This is a genomic window from Gluconobacter sphaericus, from assembly GCF_016757795.1.
Classification (GTDB): domain Bacteria; phylum Pseudomonadota; class Alphaproteobacteria; order Acetobacterales; family Acetobacteraceae; genus Gluconobacter; species Gluconobacter sphaericus.
On the sequence record NZ_CP068419.1, the window covers coordinates 1,531,498 to 1,551,764 of the forward strand.

The 20,267-nt window shown below is 52.8% G+C and carries 16 protein-coding genes and 2 pseudogenes; 13 read left to right on the forward strand and 5 right to left on the reverse strand.

The annotated features are described in order from the left end of the window. Positions 1-268 precede the first annotated feature (268 nt). The 4 genes and pseudogenes from IGS75_RS07310 to IGS75_RS07325 all read left to right on the forward strand — a co-directional run bounded on the left by IGS75_RS07310 (position 269) and on the right by IGS75_RS07325 (position 5,571). Positions 269-1,048, forward strand: coding sequence for a DeoR/GlpR family DNA-binding transcription regulator (locus tag IGS75_RS07310; RefSeq protein ID WP_141354286.1), 780 nt, complete (start codon positions 269-271; stop codon positions 1,046-1,048). Positions 1,049-1,339: 291 nt separating this feature from the next. After that, on the forward strand, positions 1,340-3,706 hold the full coding sequence (locus IGS75_RS07315; RefSeq protein ID WP_202256462.1) for a TonB-dependent receptor: 2,367 nt from the start codon (positions 1,340-1,342) through the stop codon (positions 3,704-3,706). A 12-nt stretch (positions 3,707-3,718) separates the two neighbouring features. Next, the gene (locus tag IGS75_RS07320; RefSeq protein ID WP_202256463.1) at positions 3,719-4,888 is read left to right on the forward strand and encodes a histidine phosphatase family protein; all 1,170 of its coding nucleotides are present in this window, start codon (positions 3,719-3,721) and stop codon (positions 4,886-4,888) included. A gap of 102 nt (positions 4,889-4,990) precedes the next feature. After that, positions 4,991-5,571: pseudogene (locus IGS75_RS07325) on the forward strand (IS5 family transposase). Positions 5,572-5,932: 361 nt separating this feature from the next. On the opposite strand, the gene IGS75_RS07330 reads toward IGS75_RS07325, so the two are convergent. Continuing rightward, the gene (locus IGS75_RS07330) at positions 5,933-6,358 is read right to left on the reverse strand and encodes a VOC family protein (RefSeq protein ID WP_202258342.1); all 426 of its coding nucleotides are present in this window, start codon (positions 6,356-6,358) and stop codon (positions 5,933-5,935) included. A gap of 185 nt (positions 6,359-6,543) precedes the next feature. On the opposite strand from IGS75_RS07330, the gene IGS75_RS07335 reads away from it, so the two are divergent. Beyond that, positions 6,544-7,413, forward strand: coding sequence for a LysR family transcriptional regulator (locus IGS75_RS07335; RefSeq protein ID WP_202256464.1), 870 nt, complete (start codon positions 6,544-6,546; stop codon positions 7,411-7,413). Positions 7,414-7,448: 35 nt separating this feature from the next. Here the strand turns inward: IGS75_RS07335 and IGS75_RS15815 are convergent. Beyond that, positions 7,449-7,815 (reverse strand): annotated as a pseudogene (locus tag IGS75_RS15815) (alpha-hydroxy-acid oxidizing protein). Positions 7,816-7,886: 71 nt separating this feature from the next. Next, a complete protein-coding gene (locus IGS75_RS07350; RefSeq protein ID WP_237468709.1) occupies positions 7,887-8,825 on the reverse strand; it encodes a LysR substrate-binding domain-containing protein in 939 nt (312 codons plus the stop codon). A 101-nt stretch (positions 8,826-8,926) separates the two neighbouring features. Between IGS75_RS07350 and IGS75_RS07355 the strand changes: the two genes are divergently transcribed. Further along, the gene (locus tag IGS75_RS07355; RefSeq protein WP_202256467.1) at positions 8,927-9,898 is read left to right on the forward strand and encodes an NAD(P)-dependent oxidoreductase; all 972 of its coding nucleotides are present in this window, start codon (positions 8,927-8,929) and stop codon (positions 9,896-9,898) included. 30 nt (positions 9,899-9,928) lie between these two features. Here the strand turns inward: IGS75_RS07355 and IGS75_RS07360 are convergent, their stop codons facing one another. Both IGS75_RS07360 and IGS75_RS07365 read right to left on the reverse strand, forming a co-directional pair. Next, positions 9,929-10,855: a polysaccharide deacetylase family protein gene (locus IGS75_RS07360; RefSeq protein WP_202256468.1), complete on the reverse strand. Its 927-nt coding sequence runs from the start codon at positions 10,853-10,855 to the stop codon at positions 9,929-9,931. 9 nt (positions 10,856-10,864) lie between these two features. Beyond that, positions 10,865-12,130, reverse strand: coding sequence for a hydantoinase/carbamoylase family amidase (locus tag IGS75_RS07365; protein WP_141352468.1), 1,266 nt, complete (start codon positions 12,128-12,130; stop codon positions 10,865-10,867). Between the two features lie 306 nt (positions 12,131-12,436). On the opposite strand from IGS75_RS07365, the gene IGS75_RS07370 reads away from it, so the two are divergent. The 7 genes from IGS75_RS07370 to IGS75_RS07400 all read left to right on the forward strand — a co-directional run bounded on the left by IGS75_RS07370 (position 12,437) and on the right by IGS75_RS07400 (position 20,198). Continuing rightward, positions 12,437-15,310, forward strand: coding sequence for a TonB-dependent receptor domain-containing protein (locus tag IGS75_RS07370; RefSeq protein ID WP_202258345.1), 2,874 nt, complete (start codon positions 12,437-12,439; stop codon positions 15,308-15,310). 202 nt (positions 15,311-15,512) lie between these two features. Further along, on the forward strand, positions 15,513-16,265 hold the full coding sequence (locus tag IGS75_RS07375; RefSeq protein ID WP_202256469.1) for a substrate-binding periplasmic protein: 753 nt from the start codon (positions 15,513-15,515) through the stop codon (positions 16,263-16,265). Between the two features lie 56 nt (positions 16,266-16,321). After that, on the forward strand, positions 16,322-16,987 hold the full coding sequence (locus IGS75_RS07380) for an amino acid ABC transporter permease (protein ID WP_202256470.1): 666 nt from the start codon (positions 16,322-16,324) through the stop codon (positions 16,985-16,987). Positions 16,988-16,999: 12 nt separating this feature from the next. Further along, entirely contained in the window at positions 17,000-17,680 is a 681-nt protein-coding gene (locus IGS75_RS07385) for an amino acid ABC transporter permease (protein WP_202256471.1), read from the forward strand. Continuing rightward, positions 17,677-18,648, forward strand: a complete 972-nt coding sequence (locus IGS75_RS07390) for an NAD-dependent epimerase/dehydratase family protein (RefSeq protein ID WP_202256472.1) — start codon at positions 17,677-17,679, stop codon at positions 18,646-18,648. The genes IGS75_RS07385 and IGS75_RS07390 overlap by 4 nt, the downstream gene beginning before the upstream one ends. After that, positions 18,638-19,417, forward strand: coding sequence for an amino acid ABC transporter ATP-binding protein (locus tag IGS75_RS07395; protein WP_141352479.1), 780 nt, complete (start codon positions 18,638-18,640; stop codon positions 19,415-19,417). The genes IGS75_RS07390 and IGS75_RS07395 overlap by 11 nt, the downstream gene beginning before the upstream one ends. A gap of 10 nt (positions 19,418-19,427) precedes the next feature. Beyond that, a complete protein-coding gene (locus tag IGS75_RS07400) occupies positions 19,428-20,198 on the forward strand; it encodes an SDR family NAD(P)-dependent oxidoreductase (RefSeq protein WP_202256473.1) in 771 nt (256 codons plus the stop codon). Positions 20,199-20,267 lie beyond the last annotated feature (69 nt).

The window sequence follows — 20,267 nt, forward strand, 5'->3', positions numbered from 1 at the left end:
AGAAATTGTCTTTCAGACGGAAGGCACACAGCAGCAGACCTGCTTCGTAGGAAGTACGTCCAGGAACCTATGAGACATACGGAGCACGATGGAGGTGACGCTTTTTTAGGGCGTGGAGTTCTGTACCAGCTTTAAAAAACGGCAGTGCGATCATGTCAACTCATATTTATGATTGTAAATGACGTATTTCAATCATCCCTAGCTCGCTTTTCAAAGAAAACCGGCGCGATTACAGTGTTTGAGGTAAGGCCAGTGAGGGAGAATGATCTTGGCATCCGACCGTTTGATGCAGATTCGCCATTATCTTTATCTGAATGGAATGACTGGCGTTCATGATCTTGCGAGGGAGGTCGATGCGTCTCTGGCGACCATTCGCCGAGATCTACAACGCCTTGAAAAACAGGGAATTATTAGTCGGACCCATGGCGGTGCTGCGCTGGCGGATTCCGTAGACCGCGAAGTGGCATTCGAGACCCGTGAGAATCAGGCGCTAGACCACAAGCGGGCGATTGCGGATGCAGCCTTTCAACGGCTGAAGCGGGGATCGGCCGTCTTTTTCGACGCGGGGACAACCGTGCTTCAATTGGCACGACGTCTGCGCATTGACCCCATACCAGTGACGGTATTTTCCAATAACATCACGGTTTCCGAAACACTGAGCGGGATTGATGGAGTGGAGATGATTCTGCTGGGTGGTCGTCTGCGTCATGCAAATCGCAGTCTGGTGGGGATTCTTGCCGAGCAGGCGATTGAAAACCTATGGTTCGACCAGGTATTTCTCGGGACGAGCGCGGTACAAACCGATGGTACGATCTCAACGCCGGACAGCGAAGAAGCGACCCTTAATGCGGCCATGATGCGCCGAACGGAAGAGTGTTTTCTGTTGACCGACAGTACGAAATTCGGTCGGCGCTCCACTTACAGAGTTGGGCATCTGGATCAGGTCTCATGTGTCTTTACGGACACTGAACTCGATGATGCCCAGGTTCTGGCGCTTCGGGAGCATGGTCATACCATTGTGTTAGCCAGCCATTCGGCTGCTTCCTGAAACAATATCTGGTTTTTGTTGCATCAGGAGTCGTTTTCTCTTCGGGGCTGTCGTGTTTTCTTCTATTTTTTGTAACTGATATGCTCTGAAAACGCCGCTTTCCTCTCAGGAAAGCGGCGTTTTCGTATTTTTCAGACATAAAATATGTCAAAAACAATCAGATAACGTCACAATAAAGAACTATTATGGTTGTTCCGTATTGATATCAATTCGGAATCGAGCCTAACCTGCGTCTGTTCGTACCCTCTCCCGGGTGACGGTCTCATTTTCAGAAGGCTACGGATCAATCGCATGTCCCACACACGCTTGCTTTTCCTTGGTTCCGTTACTCTCCTTTTCCCCCCGCATGAGGTTAGTGCCGCAACGAAAAAAACGTTGAGCGCCCATGCTGCTGCCAAGGTCGCGCAGCCAGGGGTTGTGCAGTCCAAAACCGCAGAAACCGTCAGTGTTCATGCAGGGATCGGCAGTAGCACGGGAGTGAGCAATACGACGCCTGGTGGCGGCCTCATGGCGGTACAGACTGTTCCAAAGGTCCAGAGTGGCGTCACGCGGGATTTCATTGCCAAGCAGAGCCCAACAGCCAATCCGCTCACACTGATTCAGAACCTTCCGGGTGTGGTGTCATCCGGCGTGGATCCATTTGGTGCATCGGATCAGATGGGTTTATCCATCCGGGGCATGGATCAATCGGAAATCGGATTTACCTTTGAGGGTATGCCGGCTGCCGATCCAATCAGTTATGTCCCCCTGTCATCCACTGTCGCTGATACGGAAAACATTGGTTATATAAATGTGGCACAAGGGGCCCCGGATCTGAGTGCGCCGCTTTACAATGCGGTCGGCGGCCAGATTACGGAAGGCCTGCGTGATCCGTCACATAAGCGCGGTGGTCTGTTGGATCTGGCATATGGTACCAGCAGCCTGCGGCGTGAGTTCATCCGTCTGGAAACGGGCGATATCGGTAATTCCGGTGTACGTGGCTTCCTGTCGTTCTCTTATCAGACTGCGCATAACTGGCGTGGGCCGGGCGGGATGAAGCGCTATCATGTTGATGCGAAATTCGTGAAGGACTGGGAGAACGGCAGTAAGTCCGGACTGGTCGTTACCTTCACGCGGCCAACTTCCACCTATCTCCGCCCGCCCACCATGGCGCAGTGGAAGACCCAAGGCGTTAATTTCAATTATACTGATACCTATAAGTTCGGAGACACGTCATATTACGGGCTGGTGCTCCACCAACGTAATTCGGTTATTGCTACCGCACCCCAGGATATTAAGTTCCAACATGGTCTAAGTCTGCATGTTACGCCGTTCTTTAGTCATTACTGGGGGTTTGGCAATGGTGGGACGACGTTGGATGAGTCCTCGCTTTATCAGGGGAACCAGTATGCAGGTCAGTTGAATCTTCCATACTCGCAGAACGGTGTTGCGACGGCGGCGACGATCGATACCTATCAACAGGATATGGGTGGCCTGAACACTTATGGTGAGTGGAAAACCCTGCATAATACGCTGCAGTTCGGTGACATGTATTCCTACATGAATGCGGTCGAGGGATCGGGGTTTCAGATCGCGGACTTCAACGGAAACATTGCCAGCCCGACGGGGAAGAGCCCGGTCTATACGGCTTACGGGCAAAAGCTTGAGCAGTGGGATATCCACTTCCTTCAACAGGTCAACGCGCTGTATGTGAGCGATACCTACAAGGCGTTCAATGACCGACTCACCCTGAATGCGGGGTTCAAGGAAGCCATGGTGTCGCGCAAGGTGACACAGCTTATCCCGGGCGCGACCTATAACACCGGCGACAACAAGGCCGAACCACTGCCTCAACTTTCGATGAGCTTCAAGGTCACGCCGCATGATCAGGTGTTCTTCGATGCTTATACGGCTTTCCGTGATCCTTCGGCTATTTTGACTTATGTGGATACGTTCAATGCCGCGACGGGCAAGATGAATCGTTCCCACAGCAGCAATCTGGCCGCCGAATATTCCATTGGCGAGGAGCTGGGCTATCGCCATACCGGGCTGGTCAGTGTCTCGGCCGCGCTGTTCAACTACAACATGACGAACCGGCAGATTTCCTCGACGGTATTCATCAATGGTGTCGCCACATCCGCTTCCATCAATGCAGGTGGTCAGACGGTTCGTGGTGCCCAGTTTGAGGCTTCGCTGCGGCCATGGCATCATTTTAGCCCCTATATTTCCGGGCAGTATCTGCATGCCACGATGGACAACAACTTCTGGAACGGAACAGTCATGTTGCCGACGGCCGGCAAGACGGCCGTGAAAAGCCCCACTTTTACCGGTGCGCTTGGCCTCTCATATGATGACGGACATTTCTTTGGGACATACACCATGAACTATGTCGGATCGCAGTATTCGACGTTCATGAATGACGAGAAGGTGCCGTCCTATTTCACGGCGAACCTGTCTCTGGGTTATCGTCTGCCGGATCTCGGCTTCACGAAGCATCCGCAGATCCAGATCAATCTCATCAATATGGGCAATGATGGTTATCTTTCGGGTGTGTCCGGGGTCACGACTAATGCCAAGACTGCGACAGCAATCGGAGGTACAAAGGTTGCGGGAAGTGCGCCGAACTATTTCGTAGGCAGTGGTTTTGCCGGTGTTCTTGGTTTTACGACCGGTTTTTGAGCGGATTTTGTCATGGCACGATGTCTTCTCGGGTTTTCCTCTATTCTTCTTGCCCTGTACGCTGTTGGTATTCCCCTATTGGCTCACGCACAGGAGAGGATTTTGGCCGAGGTCGTGATCATGCGGCATGGTATCAGAGCACCGATCCTACCAAGCGTCTCCACGCCTTCTCTGACGCAGCGCCCCTGGGTACGATGGGAAAACGCTCCGGGACAACTGACACATCACGGGCGTCAGGTTGTGAATATTGTAGGACATTTTCAGGCCATGGCATGGCGTCGGATGGGGCTTATGCCCGCTGATTGTCCTGTATCGGAAGCTTTTACGGCTATTGCTGATACCGATCAGCGCACGCTCGACACGGCACAGGAATTTGTGGGGGCGTCTTTTCCGACCTGTAATATTCCAGTGACGCCTGCTACAGCGCTGCCGGAAAATCCGTTCAGGCCTGTCGAGACTACAGAAACACTCCGGACAGCCACAGTTGCAATGTCACGGGCGCTGGAAGGCTTTCATCCGGATCCGGTCATGGTGAGAACCATGAAGGAGTTCGGTGAAGTTATGGAAAACCCGGACTGGAATGTTGCGCCGGGCAAAGTGAGTGTTGTCGGCAATGAATGGCCGGTACTGCGAGGGCCACTTCTGGCCGCATTTCAGGTTACGGACACGTTCATGATGGAATACGAGGAGGGCATGACCACAGGATGGGGAAAGCTAAACGAAGCGGGTGTTGAGCGACTGTTGTCGCTCAACACTCTTTATGCCCGCCTGACCCGTCGGGTCTCCGGAGTGGCGGAGCCGGAAACTGCGGTCATTGGTAGATTGATCAATGATGCTTTTGCTCAGTCAGTGAACGGAAAGCGGCACGTAACGCTCATTGTTGGGCATGACGATACACTCAATGCGTTGGCTGGAGAACTTGACCTTCATTGGCATGCAGCCGGCTTGCCGGCCGATATGCCGCTTCCAGCAGGAGCCCTGATCTTTGATCTTCTGGATGAGGGGCAGCACCAGTTGGGCGTACGGTTCCGTTACAGCGCGCCGGCTCTGGACGATGCGCGTATGCCTGAGCAGCTTCAAAAGCACGGCCCAGTGTCGATGACAGTAATTTCGAATAAGTGTGGTGAAGAAAAAGTCTGCTCTTACAGTGTATTCCAAAAAATAATTCACGATCATACATAAATATTATGTAGAATTGATATAAAATAGAAGAGCCATTCTTAAGATCATGGCCCATTGATTTGATTGTAGAAATCTGATTCAGGCTCTGCAAGGAGACTGGAGATGAGTGACCTGTTTTGGCTGACGGACGAACAAGTGGAGCGTCTACGGCCGTTCTTTCCCAGGAGCCACGACAAACCGCGCGTCGATGACCGCCGTGTGCTGAGCAGCATCATTTTTGTGAACTGCACGGCTTCAAGTCTGCGGTTAAAAAAGGGGACCCAGGCCGCCTGATCGGTCGCACCAAAGGCGGTATGAATGCCAAGCTCCATGCGGTCACCGATCAAAATGGACGACCGCTGAGCTTCTTCATGACTACGGGACAGATCAGCGATTATACAGGTGCCGCTGCCCTGCTGGACAGTCTTCCTGCGGCACAATGGATGCTGGGCTATCGCGGATATGACGCCAACTGGTTCAGGGACGCCCTGGAAGAGAAGGGGATAAAGCTCTGCATTCCAGGACGAAAATCTCGCGGAAAACCGGTCAAATACGATAAGAGAAAATATAAACGCCGCAATCGCATCGAGATCATGTTCGAAAGACTCAAGGACTGGCGGCGTGTCGCAACACGCTACGACAGATGCCCGACCGTCTTCTTCTCAGCCATCTGCCTCGCCGCAACCGTTATCTTTTGGCTATGAGTCCTGAGCCTAAGATTAGAGAATGGGTAGCGGGGACGGCGCTTCTCGCTGAAATGAGCGGGCGATGAAGTCGCGTGTGTCTTGGCTGGCGCTGACCTGCCGTGCCTCGATCGCGTCCCACAGGTGCTGATCGAGGCACGGCAGGTCCGGCACATCAAAACGCAGATCAAAAACGCCCCAAAAGAACCGTCAATCAATACGCCAGATGCTAGAAATTACAGGCCAAGCGTATCAATCAAGAGTTCTTCGATTTCTCCAAGTGCTTATCCGTCAGCTAAAACAGATCGCTCATCTTCAGTCTCCTTGCAGAGCCTGAATTAGCTTTCCGAAATCAAACCAATGAGTCTTGAGGCTCAGAGTATCATTCATCCTGTAGGGCAAACAGTTGCTTCATGTCAGTAAATGCCTTGAATTCCAGCGCATTGCCTGCCGGATCGCAGAAGAACATTGTGGCCTGCTCTCCAGGACGGCCTTCGAAACGGATCTGAGGTTCCATGCCGAAAGAAATTCCATGCTTGCGCGCACGCTCGGCCAGGGCTTTCCAGTCCGGCATGTCGAGAACGATACCAAAATGAGGAATGGGTACTTTATGGCCATCAACAGCGCCAGCTGTAGCTGACGGTTTTGCACGAGGTACGAGATGCGTGACAATCTGATGTCCGAAAAAGTCAAAGTCGATCCAGCTCTGCGTGCTGCGACCTTCGGGGCAACCCAGAACAGTTCCGTAAAAACTTCTTGCGGCGTCTAGATCGTCTACGGGAAAGGCAAGGTGGAACGGATTGGGCATGCAAGCACCATAAATGATTAAGGGCATCTTGGCTTACCATGCTCGACAAACATCCAGCTAAAACGAATATATGTTTTTAGAGGAAAGAAAATATTGCGTTTTGATATGATATTCTGTGAACTGATGTTGTCGCTTCCGAAGCTTAAGTAGGATCGTGCCCTCTCGAAACAAGTGAGCGCTTTGCCTTGGATATACGGTTTCTGGAAAGTTTTGTTCTTGTTTCGGAACGAGGTTCAATGGCTGAAGCGGCTCGTTTGCTTGGGCTGACACCCGCAGCCGTTTCGCAACGTATCAAAGCCCTTGAAGACCAGATCAAGCAGCCCCTGCTCGTTCGTGCAGGCCGAACCGTCACCCCCACGACAGCGGGCCTTGCCATCATAGAAAAGAGCCGTCACCTCATTCGGGGAGTAGAAGAACTTAAAGCTTTGGCGTCGCAGAACGAATTTGCCGGAGAACTAAGAGTGGGCGCTATTTCGACCGCTCTAACCGGAATTCTCCCGTTCATGCTGCGCCGCTTTTTTCTAGCTTATCCCCAGATTGATCTGCACGTTAGTCCAGGGCAGTCTGTGAAGCTGTATCATGAGGTGTTGGACGGGCGTCTGGACTGTGCCCTGATCGTAGAACCCCCATTTTCCATTCCCAAGACATGTGGCTGGAAAAGGCTTCTTTCCGAACCACTCGTCATGTTGGTTCCTCTAAGCTGTACGGAGACAAACCCACTGACGATTCTTAAGGAAAATATGTTTCTGCGATATGACCGGAATCAATGGGGAGGTCGTATCGCAGACACTTTTCTTAAGGAAAATGAAATATTCCCTCGCGATCAGCTCGAACTGGACTCACTTGAAGCCATTGCGCTGATGGTCAGTGAAGGAATTGGCGTTTCGTTACTTCCTGACTGGAAGAAGCCTTGGCCGGAGGGCCTTAAACTCCGCAAGATCCCTGTTTCCGTGACGCCGCCACACCGCCATATTGGCTTGCTGTGGCTTCACGCGTCCCCGCAGGTAACTCTCATTAAAGCCATCGCACCTTTTCTTGTTGTCAAAAAGCGTTGAATTCTTTTTTTCCACTGAGGCATCATGGTGATGCGTCACTCCTCAAGCAGCATGTGGAGAATATGCTCCACTCCGGTAGCCTCCATAACCGCAAGACCATAAAGTGGCAGGCGTCCGATCATGACTGCATCGGCGCCAAGGGCCAGCATTTTAAAAATGTCGCTTCGCTGACTAATGCTGCTATCGGCGATCATTGTCATATCCGGCGTCATCTGCAAGAGACGGTAGGGTATCAACGGCAGCCGGCGCTGAATTGAAGATGTGCCCTCCATGTGTGGAGACGACCATTCCATCCACTCCAATCAGTCGAAGTTGAGCGGCGTCTTCGGCACATAGCAATCTTTTGGGGGCCAGAGCTCCTTCCCAGACAATGCGCAAATTCTCAATATCCCGGCACGCCATATCTGGTACTAGCCTTATGTAAGCATCCTGTTAAGGGCGTAGATCTGCTGGATAAAGCCTGAAAAGCCGTCTCAGCGTTTATGCGTCGCCTGCTGGTTCAGCAGGCGACGCATTTCTCCCAGAAAGGTTTTTGCCAATCGTGTGAGAGACCGGTTTTCAGCCCAGACTGCTGATGCTGCTACCGGAATGGAGGGGGAGAACGGGCGCTGAATAAGGCGGAAACGTCCGGCAGAGTTGGCGGTGAGAGGGTCAACCACGGCCACTCCTACCCCCTGATCAGCCAGAATGCAGGCTGTCAGGCCGTAGCGCACTTCTACTGCAAAAGTCAGTTCGACGCCCATCTGTTCGTAAGCGCGATGTAATGCCGCGCCGAGTTTGGTTTCCTGTTCCAGTGCGATCAGGCGATGGTGATGCAGATCTTTTGGCGTGATGATTTCACAGGCAGCGAGAGGATGTTCCGGAAGCATGACACAAACCATTTCTCCTTCATACAGGACTTCCGAGCAGATCCCCGGCCGCTCGGCAAAGCCAAGAATGAAGCCTAATTCGGCCTGATGCGTCTCTATGCTTTCAAGAACTTCCTCGTAACGCCGGGTGTCGAAGAAGGTGCGGACACGTGGGCGGCGGATCTGCATTTCGCGAATGGCACGAGCCAGGACGCCGTATCCGACCGGAGGCGTTGCTATGAGGCGGAGTTGTCCTGCCTTGTTGTCCCTTATGTCCTTTATCCGGCTCTCGAGACGTTTGTGTGTATCGAAGATTGATTCTGCTTCAGCCAGAAGAATCTTTGTTTCGGGTGTTGGAAAAATGCGGTTATTAACTCTCTGGAACAGCGCAAATCCGACCTGCTCTTCCATGACCTTGAGGGCATTGCTGACAGCAGGCTGGGACAGACCGAGAGCATGGCCGGCAGCAACCGTCGTGTTGTAACGTACGATGGCACGAAGAATTTCAAGCTGTCGGAGATTCACTGAATAAGCACCATGAATAGTCTCTGCTTGAATCATCATATCGATATCATGAATAATCCACTAGCGGAATATTCATGGGGTTTATATCATGATGTATCCAGCTTCGATCACTGAAGATTACAGCCTGACAGGATGCCCTGATGTTCTGGATCAAAGACCGACCTGCCCTCGTTTCGGCCCATCCTATCTACGATATTACAGCCGCCTTGCCGCCAGATGCGCCGGTTGTGACATCGCCTCATGCCTTCACGGAACAGGATCTCAGGCCTCTGCTTGCCGAAGCTGAAGTCCTGTGCATTTCCATGATGTGGCGTGATGAATTTCTGGACCTGGCCCCTAACCTGAAGATGATCCAGTCAATCAGCGCAGGTGTGGATCATTTCCCGATGGGACGCCTGAAAGAGCGCAATATTCCACTCTGCACGGCGGGAGGGACCAATTCCCGCACGGTCGCGGAGCATACGCTGGCTTTCCTGCTGAATATCTCCCGTCGCCTTTACGCAGCCCGGGACGACCAGAAAGTCCATCACTGGAATCCCCCTCGGCATGGCTCTTCAAACCGGCAGCAGGAGCTCAAAGGAAAGCATGTCGGTATTATTGGCTATGGGAAAATCGGAAGCACAATTGGTGAGCTGTGTGGTTTGCTTGGAATGAAAGTGACGGCTGTCCGCCGTAGCCTTCCTGAGAAAGGTAATGGACAGGGCGGTGTTGAAACCGTGCTTTACAGTGATCTCGGTACACTGATTCCGGATTTGGATTTTGTTGTTTTGAGCTGCCCGCTGACGCCACAGACCGAAGGACTGGTGGATATGGCATTTCTTGAGCGCATGAAGCCCTCTGCCTGGCTTGTGAATGTGGCACGGGGACGTGTAGTTCGCGAAAGGGATCTGATTTCGGCTCTGGATCAAAATTTGATCGGAGGGACGGCGCTTGATACGTTTGAGACTGAGCCTTTGCCGAAGGAAAGCCCGCTGTGGGCTATGTCCAATGTCATTGTAACGCCACATAATGCCGGAGACAGTGAGAAATATGCTCCCAATGTTGCCAAGCTTCTGCTGGAAAATATTCGCAGATTTGAAACGGATGAACCCCTGATCAACAGGGTCGTCTGAGCGTAAAGGCTGGCTGAGACGGGAGCGGGCTTACGCCCGTTCCTGTCCTGCCGACTGCCGGTAAGCCGACGCGATCTGTCCACGGGTGGAAACCCATACTTTTTCTTTCGTGCGGATGTAGTCGACAAACTTTTCCAGAGCGGCAAAGCGCCCTGGACGACCGATGATCCGGGTATGAAGGCTGATCGTCATCATTTTTGGGTGGGTTTCGCCCTCTCTGTAGAGCACATCGAAAGAATCTTTCAGATACTCGAAAAAATCATTGCTTGTGGAGAGGCCGCCCCGCCAGAACTTGATATCGTTCGTATCGAAGGCATGCGGGACGACGCACCACTCCCGCCCATCGACGTTGACTGTAAATGGCAGGTCGTCAGCGTAGGAATCACAATCATATTCGAAGCCGCCATGCTCTATCAGCAGGCGGCGCGTGTGGATGCTGGGCGCATACCGGCAGTACCAGCCAGCAGGCGTTTTCCCAGTGGTTTTCTGCAGGGATTCAATGGCAAGTCGGATATGCTCCCGTTCTTGCTCGGCTCCAAGCTGTGTGACGTCCTCCCAACGGTATCCGTGACAGACGATTTCATGTGAGATCGGTCCGGAAAGATAGTCCGCAAGGTCAGGATTGCGCTCGACAGCGACTGAGCAGGCGTAGAGAGAAACCGACATGCCGTAGCGGTCAAAGAGCTTCAGAACACGCCACAGGCCAGCGCGGCCCCCGTATTCATAAGTTGTTTCCATAGCTAGATCCCGTTCTCCTGGCGCAGGAGAGCGAGCGACCTCTCCAAGGGACTCACCAGCTGGATCGCCGTCTGTAACAGATTGCTCAGAGCCTTCCTCGATATTGATAACGAAGGAAACGGCGATCTGGCTGCCGTCCGGCCACTGCATCACAGGCACATTACGGGCGTAGCCAACGAAATCGCGATCAGACAGGCCAAACATGGAATGTTCTTTCATGAAAGTCGATCAGAGGGAGAGAGATGTTTCCTGCTTCAGGACAACGTCAAAGACGTCAATCGCCTTGCGCAGGTCGGCTATATCCAGAAACTCTTCAGGGCAGTGACTTCCATTCTGATTGCGCACGAACAGCATGCCACAACGGATTCCCTGATTGGCAAAAATTGCTGTGTCATGACCGGCCCCGCTGGGCATCGTCTGTGCGCCCACACTAAGGTCAGCCGCGGCTTCAAGCATTTCGTTTTGAATCGTTTCATCCATTATCGCTGGCTTGGAGCCTGAATGAGTCCCGAATTCGAAACTCACACCATACTTTCTTTCAACATCGAGGCACAGCTCTTTCAGCTTCGTCTCAATGACCTGAAGGGTCTCGGAAGACGTGGAACGGATGTCGATGGAGAAGGCAACATCGCCGGAGATCTTGCAAAAACTCGCCAGATCAGCGTCGGTGGAAAAGATACCGAAAGTTAGAGTGAAAAGATGCCCCTGTGCCTCTTGCTCCGCCCACATGGCCTGAGCCCGGGTCACAAGATCGGAGAGGGCAACTACGGAATCCTGACGGAACAGCCGTGGAGTGGCGCCTGAGTGTGCATAGGCGCCATGAAGTCTAGCATAGCGATAGCGTGTGCTACCACAGATGCCTGTCACAACACCGATGACGGTATCACTTTGCTCAAGGAGGCAGGGGCCTTGTTCGATATGAAGTTCCAGAAAAGCGTGGATATCCGCCGCTTTCAGGAATGGTTGACCGTATAGAAGGGCTTGTGGGTCACCGCCCGAACTGCTGATGCCGTCTTTTAGAAGACTGCCATTATCATGGCGTTTTGCCTCCAGATCGCTTGCACTGAGAAGGTTGAAAGCGGCTTTGCTCCCGATGTAGGAAACCGGAAACCAGGCGCTTTCTTCCGCACGGATCGCCATGACGACCAGAGATCGATCAGGGACATAGTTATCCTGACGCCATCGTCTTGCGATTTCCAAGGCCGCAATGACACCTGTCGCCCCATCGAAATTCCCGCCAGCAGGTACAGAATCCATGTGCGAGCCGGTCATGACGACGGGCAAGCCGGGTTCCTTGCCGGTTAGCGTCATATAGAGATTGGCACCGGCATCCGTGGCAATGTCTAGGGACAGCTCTTTCGCGACTGACTTCAGCAAGTCGTGAGCAGCCTGCTCGCCTTTGCCATAGGTATCTCGGCGAACGCCTCGCACATCTGGCGCGACGGAAGCGAGTTTGTCGAAAATATCTTCAAGGAATGTGTGTGCAGGCTTCATGGGAACCGGCGGCCTTCCTGGATTTTGTAATGGTCCTGTAATGTTCTACAGCGGCGAATCTCTTCCGGAAAGATAGATAAACTATATTCTCAAACAAGGAAAACGAATAACGTTCCGGAATCAATATGGTGTAGTTCTGAAGAATGATTTTTCGTGTTCAGAAGTCTGAAGCGGTTGTCCTTTATGCTTCGTGGAGACGAAAGGATGCTTTTCAGGCGATCTGGAACCGATACCCTCCCTGCCGTCCTGACGACAATCTGCCGTTCCGTTTTTGAGCGCGCTTAAGGAGATCGTAACGTGAATAGAATGAAATATGTCTTCCTGGGTGTGGCCATCTGCTCGACAGCTGTTGAACTGCACCCTGATATATCTATTGCTGCGACCACGACCGTGGGTGCCCTCAAAAAGAATAAGGTCATTGCCACGAAAGGTGTGACACTGCCTGCGGGCTCCGAGAAAAAAAAGACGCAGGTTGTGCAGGCGGCACAAAAGCAGAAGGTCGCCGCGTCCGAAAATATTGTCGTCACCGGCTCTTTTCTCGGTGCGGGCCGCAATGCGGATCCCAACCCGGTCCAGATCATCAAGGCCACTGATATCCAGAAGACATCTGCGACGACAATCGGAGATTATCTCCTCCGGCTGCCATCCATCGGATCCACCGGAAGTTCAAACGCAAAGTCCATTGCGGGAAATGGCCTGTCCTGCGTTGATTTGCGAAATCTGGGTCAGTCCCGTGTACTGGTTCTGGTGGACGGAAAACGTCAGGTCCAGACAATGGGCACTTCCACAGCCTGCGTTGATCTGAATGCCATCGCAACGGATCAAATTGCCTCGGTCGAAATTCTTAAGGACGGTGGTTCGGAACTGTATGGTGCGGATGCTGTATCGGGCGTCGTCAATATCAAGCTCAAGCATGATGTGAACGACGCAGCAATTTCGATGCGCGGTGGTATCACGGATGTTGGTGATGACCGTACGGGTCGTATTTCTGCGCATAAAGGATTTAATTTCGACCACGACCGCGGTAATATTTCGATCTTCGGTCAGTATATGACGCAAGGCGGAACATATCAGCGCGACCGCGCCTGGTCCCGCAATCCTTCCAGCAACAATCCTGTTCCGGGGGCTGCGGCCATCTTTGGATCGGCTATTACATCCCGTACACGTGTTGATCCAAGCGGGATGAACCTGATCAGCAATAATAACGGCACGTTCTCCCCTTACAATTCGTCCGATAATTATAATTATGGCATGGATCAGACGATGGTGGGCTATACGCAGTCTGCCAATCTGAGTGGTGATTTCCATTACGACATTAACCGTCATATGACGCTGTATAGTCAGGTCAATTATGCCCATCGTACAACATCGGGCATTACTGGACTGGGTGTACCGGGCAGTGGCAATCCGCAGTCCGAGCTGCTGAGCTCTCTGACCCTTCCCGCAGGAAATCCGTATAATGTCTGGGGCAAGGATGTCGGCCTGTACAAACGCTTTCCGGAGCTTGGGCCACGTGAGCTGAGCACAGCCGTGGATACCTATCAGGTTACCTCCGGTGCGCGCGGAAAAATCATCGGAAACTGGAATTACGACGCGTCCATGGCCTATGGGTCAAGCCAGTCATCCTTCCAGACCACCAATGACATCAACTACGCGCATCTTCTTCAGGAGCTGGGCATAGAGCAGCTTAATCCATCCAGTTCATCCAGCGCCGTGGTCTATAACCCATCCGTTTGTAACAGCGCTGCCGGCTGCCAGCTTGCCAATCCCTTCATGCCATGGTCCGGTCAGGCGGCCAAATACATCAGCTATACACAGCATAGTCATGCCAACTATCAGTTGAGAGATTTTAATCTTCGGATTAACAACAACAAACTCGTAAAACTGCCTTACCAGAATGGTGGCAATATCGGTCTTGCATTTGGCATGGAACATCGCAGCGAGCAGGGAAGTTTCAGTCCCGATCCGCTGATTGCTGCTGGGCAGATTGCGGGTGAAAGCTCTGCTGCGACGGGCGGTGGCTTCAATGCGAATGAAGTCTATGGCGAACTTCGTGTGCCGCTGCTTCAGAACGCTCCTTTCGCCAAAGACCTGACAGTAGGTGCGCAGGGCCGCTGGTCTTCGTATAATACTTTTGGTGATACCCAGAATTGGAAGACTAGCATCAACTGGGCGCCTACACGCAATATTCGCTTCCGTGCGACGCTGGGAACGTCCTACCGTCAGCCGAGTATCTATGAACTCTATGGCGGCAATACGCTGGCATTGACTTCTGCGATCGATCCCTGCTCACAGGCGAGTACTTATGGTGGCCTCAAGGCGGCAGTGATTGCGAATTGCGCAAAGGCGGGCGTGAACGCCAATAAATTCACCTCAGCCTGGTCGGGACAGCTCCCGGTCCTGTCGGGCGGCAACAAGGCCCTTCGGCCGGAGCAGGGGCGTACCTACACTTTTGGCACAGTCATCACGCCGCGCTTTGCTCCGGGCCTGAATGTTTCTGTTGAATACTGGCACTACACAATCAAAAATACGATCAATACCGTAAACCCGCAGTACATTCTCGATCAGTGTTATGAGGGTCTGAACAACTCTTATTGCAGCAGCATTGCTCCGAGGAGTTCTTCCGGCCAGATTACGCAGGTTTCCTCAGTTTACCAGAATATGGGCGGAGTAAAGACTGGTGGCATCGACTTTGATGTGAGTTATCCGATTCACATATCGATGAATGATACCGTTGTGATCGCCAATAACATGCAGGAAACGGTAAGCTATCTGCAGCAGAACAGTCCGGGTGGTGCATGGCTGAATTATAACGGTCGGATGATCTATTCTGCTGGTTATGGTTTCCCGCGCGTCAAGGACTATTTCTCTGCCAACTGGTATCATGGGAATTTCAGCCTGACATACATGATGAACTTCACAGGTGGTATGAAGCTCAATAATGGTTCGACTGATTTGACCGCCAAGACCAACTCGGTCTCCCATGTCAGCCCTATCACGTCGCATGACATCTCTGTCGGGTACAATTTCGGCAAATGGCACTTGGATGGTGGCGTGAACAATATGTTCAACAAGGCGCCTCCATACGTTCCGACCGGTGTTTACAACACTGCCAGCGGTTTGTACGCTGAAGAAATGATTGGCCGATATGTCTGGCTTCAGGCAGGAGCTCATTTCTAAAAAGTATAACTTAATCAAGGCGTGTTCTGGGAACGGTTTGTGCTGCTTCAGGAACATTCTGGGGTGCGAATTCTGGATATGGTTTTTGAAAGGGTCTGATGCCATGCGTTTGCGGAGATCTCTCTGCGCTTTTCTGCCCATGGCATGCATGCTCTTTTCGGGAGTAACGTGTGAAGCCGCCCGTGCTCAGGATACCCTGACGGTGGGTTCTGATTTCGGCGTGGCGCCCTGGGTCATCCGTGGTCCGAATGGCCCGGAAGGCTTCGGGATTGATCTCATCAACATGGTGGCACGGAAGATGGGATACCGTTCGGTCGATGTCGAAGATATTAATTTCTCGGGATTGTTTCCGGCGTTGTTTTCGTCACGGATCAACATCATGGTCAATCCATTGAATATTACTCAGGATCGTAGTGAAAGATTGCTGTTCAGTGAGCCGATTTTTGCTACGGGCAATGGGTTTATTGTTCTCAAGGGACAGAAAATCTCAGGACTGGCGGATCTGAGAGGTAAGGTTCTCGCTGTGAACCGCGGAACACTCTCCGATACCTGGGCGACAGTGAACCATGATCGCTACGGGTTTTCGGTTCAGCGATACGAGACTTTTCCTGATTCGGTTCTGGCTGTCATGACGGGCCGCGCCTTTACAGCGCTGAATGAAATTCCAACAACCGTTTATGCGGCCAGCCGAAATCCTCTTATCGAAGTCGGATACAAGGATTTCGACGGACGTAATTTTGGTTATGCATTTCGCAAGGACGATGTAGAGTTGCGGAACCGGACAGAAATGGCAATCGAGTGTCTGAAACAGGAAGGCGCTCTGGGGCGCCTTTATACAAAATGGTACGGCGCGCCTCCTTCGAAGGACAATCCGCTGATGACCATTTATCCGGGTTTCGGACCACCGGGTTTTTCCGGTTACGACCCTGCGTCCCATTCTGTTCAATGTCACTGACCGGGGCTTCATGACTTTGTCTGTCATTTCCGGAATATTCTTCTCCTGGATGGTCCATGCAGCAGATTTTTGAAAACTATTTTAATCTGCAGGTTCTGAAGGCTGCCTTTCCGGATGTATTGGCAGGCTTCTGGGTAACTGTGCGGGCAGCGGTGCTCATTATTGTGATGGGTGTCAGTGGCGGTCTGGGGCTGGCTTTGTTGCGGTTTCTGCGCAATCGGCTTCTGGATGCAGCGATCCGGTTTTACGTCGAAATTTTCCGGACGCTCCCTCAGCTCGTAGTGTTAATCTTCATATACTTCGGACTGCCTTATGCTGGCATCCGCTTTTCGGCATTTCTGTCTACAGTCATTGCGCTGTCAGCAGTTCTGGCGGCCTTTTCGGCAGAAATTTTTTGGGCTGCCATTGCAGCAGTGCCTGCGGGGCAGTGGGAAGCTGCGTCTGCACTGGGCTTCCGACGCCCGCAGGTCCTTTTTCTTTTCATTCTTCCGCAGGCCATTCGCCTTGCGCTCCCTCTGGTTACGAACCGTACGATTGCAATCACAAAGGGAACTGCGTTTGGCATCGCAGTATCGTTGCAGGAAACACTCGGGAGCGCGCAGAGCGTTATGTCCATAAAGGCCAATTCGTCACCGCTTACGCTTGCAGCAGGGTTCTATCTTTTGTTCTTTATCCCGCTTGTCATGTTCAGTCGTTATCTCGAACGGCATTTCTCGCATTAGGATGCCCTGAAAATGCATCTGTTTCTGGATAATTTCTTCAATATTCCGTCCCTGATAACCGTTCAGGCTCTGCTCTGGCAGGGGGTGAAGTTCACTCTGCTCCTTTCGGCAGCAGCGTTGCCCTTGTCGTTACTGTGTGGTCTTGCGCTGGCACTTCTTTACAGCTTCTCAGGGCGGATATTGCGTCGGATCCTTTTGGTGCTGATCGATCTGATGCGGGCTTTTCCTGTGCTCATGATGCTGATCCTGATCTATTACAGTCTCCCCTTTTTGGGGATCACGCTGGGTAGCTTCGCAGCGGTGGTGGCAGCGATTGTTCTTAATAATACCGGGTATTTCAGCGAGATTTTTCGCGCTGGGCTGGACTCCATTCCCAAAGGGCAGATGGAGGCGGCTCAGTCTCTTGGCTTTCATCGCGTCAAAGCCATGATCTACCTGATTTTGCCGCAGGTTCTGCGTAAGGTTGTTGCACCGCTGGCCAGTAATTCTCTCGAACTTGTTAAGACAACATCGATTGCGGGTCTTGTTGCAATCCCTGAACTTCTCCGATCTGCTCAAATCGCACAGGAGCAGACTTACAACCCGACACCACTAACAGCAGTTGCTGTCATTTTCTTTGTTCTGTTGTGGCCCTTTTCCCACTGGGTTTCGCGTCTGGAGCAAAGAGAGCTTTCGGGGCGTTCCAGAACGTGAAAATCCTCATAACAGGTGGCACGGGATTTGTCGGGTTGGCACTCGCGGAAGCATTGCTGAAGCTGGGTCATGTTCCCGTGCTTTTTGCAATGACGCCTGTTGCGCCCCAGTTCGGCAGTCGGGCTCCGTTTCGGGACGTAAAATTTATTGAGGGGAATGTTTGCTCGGCTTCCGATGTGGGTGCCGCAGTGGAAGCCTGCGCGCCTGAAATCGTCATCCATCTTGCTGCCATGACACCGGATCTTGCTACCGAAAAGGCGTCTCCGGCCCGCATGACCGAGATCAATGTTTCCGGGGTCGCAAACCTGCTCTGCGTCCTCCAGAACGCATGTAATGTCCGGCGTGTCGTGATCGCCAGCAGCGTGGCAATCTATGGACCCGTTGATCCGGCGGAGGGCCCTATAGAAGAGACCCGTCTTCTGGCGCCGCAGTCGCTTTACGGTATTACCAAACTGGCTGCGGAAAAGATGGCCCTCCGTCTGGGGGATATTTATGGGATGGATATCCGCCTGGCGCGGATCGGGCCGGTCTACGGGCCGTGGGAACATGATACCGGGGTCCGCCCGCTCCTCAGCCCGCAGGCACAGGTGCTGAGCCTTCTAAAGGCTGGCAAAAAAGCCGTTTTGGGGAGGGAGATGTGGGGAGATTGGCTTTACAGTCGTGATGCCGGGGCGGCGCTTGCGGCCATCGCGCTGAGTACCCGCTTGCGTCACGCAATTTATAATGTCGGCAATGGTCATGTCAGCGCTGTGGCAACATGGGGAACTGTAATGGCGGAAGCCCTGCACGCCCCCGGCATTTCGTTGGCTGGCGGAGGTGACGATGCCAACGTCCATTTTCCCATGAAGCAGGACAGGGCACCGCTTTCCATCGCACGCCTTCGTCAGGATACGGATTTCATCCCGTCCTTCACCGATACGTTGAATGATTATCTCACATGGCTGGAGCACTATCCCAATGACTTCTGAAAGGTCGCCCGCTATTCCACCCGTTCCGAATGTTTCGGTTGCAATTGACGTCCGGTCTCTGGAAAAGCATTACGGTAGCTATCATGCCCTGCGAAATATCAACCTTACGATCAATCAAGGAAGCAGGGTGGTCATCTGCGGCCCGTCTGGGTCAGGTAAATCCACCTTGATCCGCTGTATGAACGGTCTGGAGACGTTTGATAGTGGTGAACTGCTGGTGGAAGGGGTGCCAATCAACGGGAAATCTCGGAACCTGGACCTGATCCGCCGCGAGGTCGGTATGGTATTCCAGCATTTCAACCTTTTCCCGCATCTGACCATTCTGCAGAACCTCATGATTGCGCCGATGAAGGTTCGTGGCAAATCAAAAGCCGAAGCTGAGGCGCTTGCCCGGCATTATCTGGAACGCGTAAAAATCTCTCAGCATGCCGACAAGCTCCCATCCGCGATTTCAGGCGGTCAGCAGCAGCGCGTTGCGATTGCGAGAGCGCTGTGCATGCAGCCCAAAGTCATGCTGTTTGATGAACCAACTTCTGCGCTCGATCCGGAAATGATCAAGGAAGTTCTGGATGTGATGGTCGAGCTGGCGGACGAGGGCATGACGATGGTTTGCGTAACGCATGAAATGGGATTTGCCCGCAGCGTCGCGGATGAAGTCATCTTCATGGATGCCGGACAGATCGTCGAGCGTAATGCGCCTGACGCGTTCTTTCTGCACCCACAGCATGAACGTACCCGCGCTTTTCTTCAACAGATCATCCGACACTGAGGGCTACGCGATGCGTCTGTTAGATAAGACAGCAATTGTTACAGGTGCATCCTCCGGGATCGGAAGGGCCATTGCACTTCTTTTCGCGCGTGAGGGGGCGGTTGTCGTGGCCGCGGACATCACCGAGGATGTCGTGGAGGGTGGCGAACCAGTCATTCAGGCGCTTGGTCAGATTACACCGCGGGCTGTGTTCATCAAAACCGATATCTCCAGAGAGGATGAGGTCAAAGCGCTGTTTCGGCAAACCGTCGAGACCTTCGGGCGTGTCGATATCCTGATCAATAACGCCATGGTCCGGGGTGGTCTGCCTCTGGCAGAGACGGAAATGGCGGACTGGGACCGGGTGATGAACGTCAATCTGACAGGCGCCTATATATGCCTGCGGGAGGCCGTGCGGCAGATGCTGAAGCAGGACATTGTGAACGAGACCCGCGGGCGTATTGTCAATATCACGTCCCAACACGGCATGATTGGGGCACCGGACGATTTTGCTTACGGGGTCAGTAAGGCAGGTCTTGTCTATATGACCAAACAGGTTGCGACGGACTATGCGAAGGAATTCATTGTCTGCAATGCCGTGGCACCAGGCAAGATCCTGACCGGTAAGAAGGGATCGGCTATTGATCCCGCGAAACTGGAATATTCACGCCAGCGGACCGCCATGCCCCGATTAGGAACGTCACAGGATGTCGCTCATGCGGCTTTGTTCCTTGCAAGTGACGAGGCGACTTATATCGCCGGGCACAATCTGATGGTGGACGGTGGTTGGATGGCCCAATAATTACTGGACCAGTTCGTTGGGTTGACCGCTCCTCCGCACATCCTGCATCAACGTTAAGATGCAGGCCTA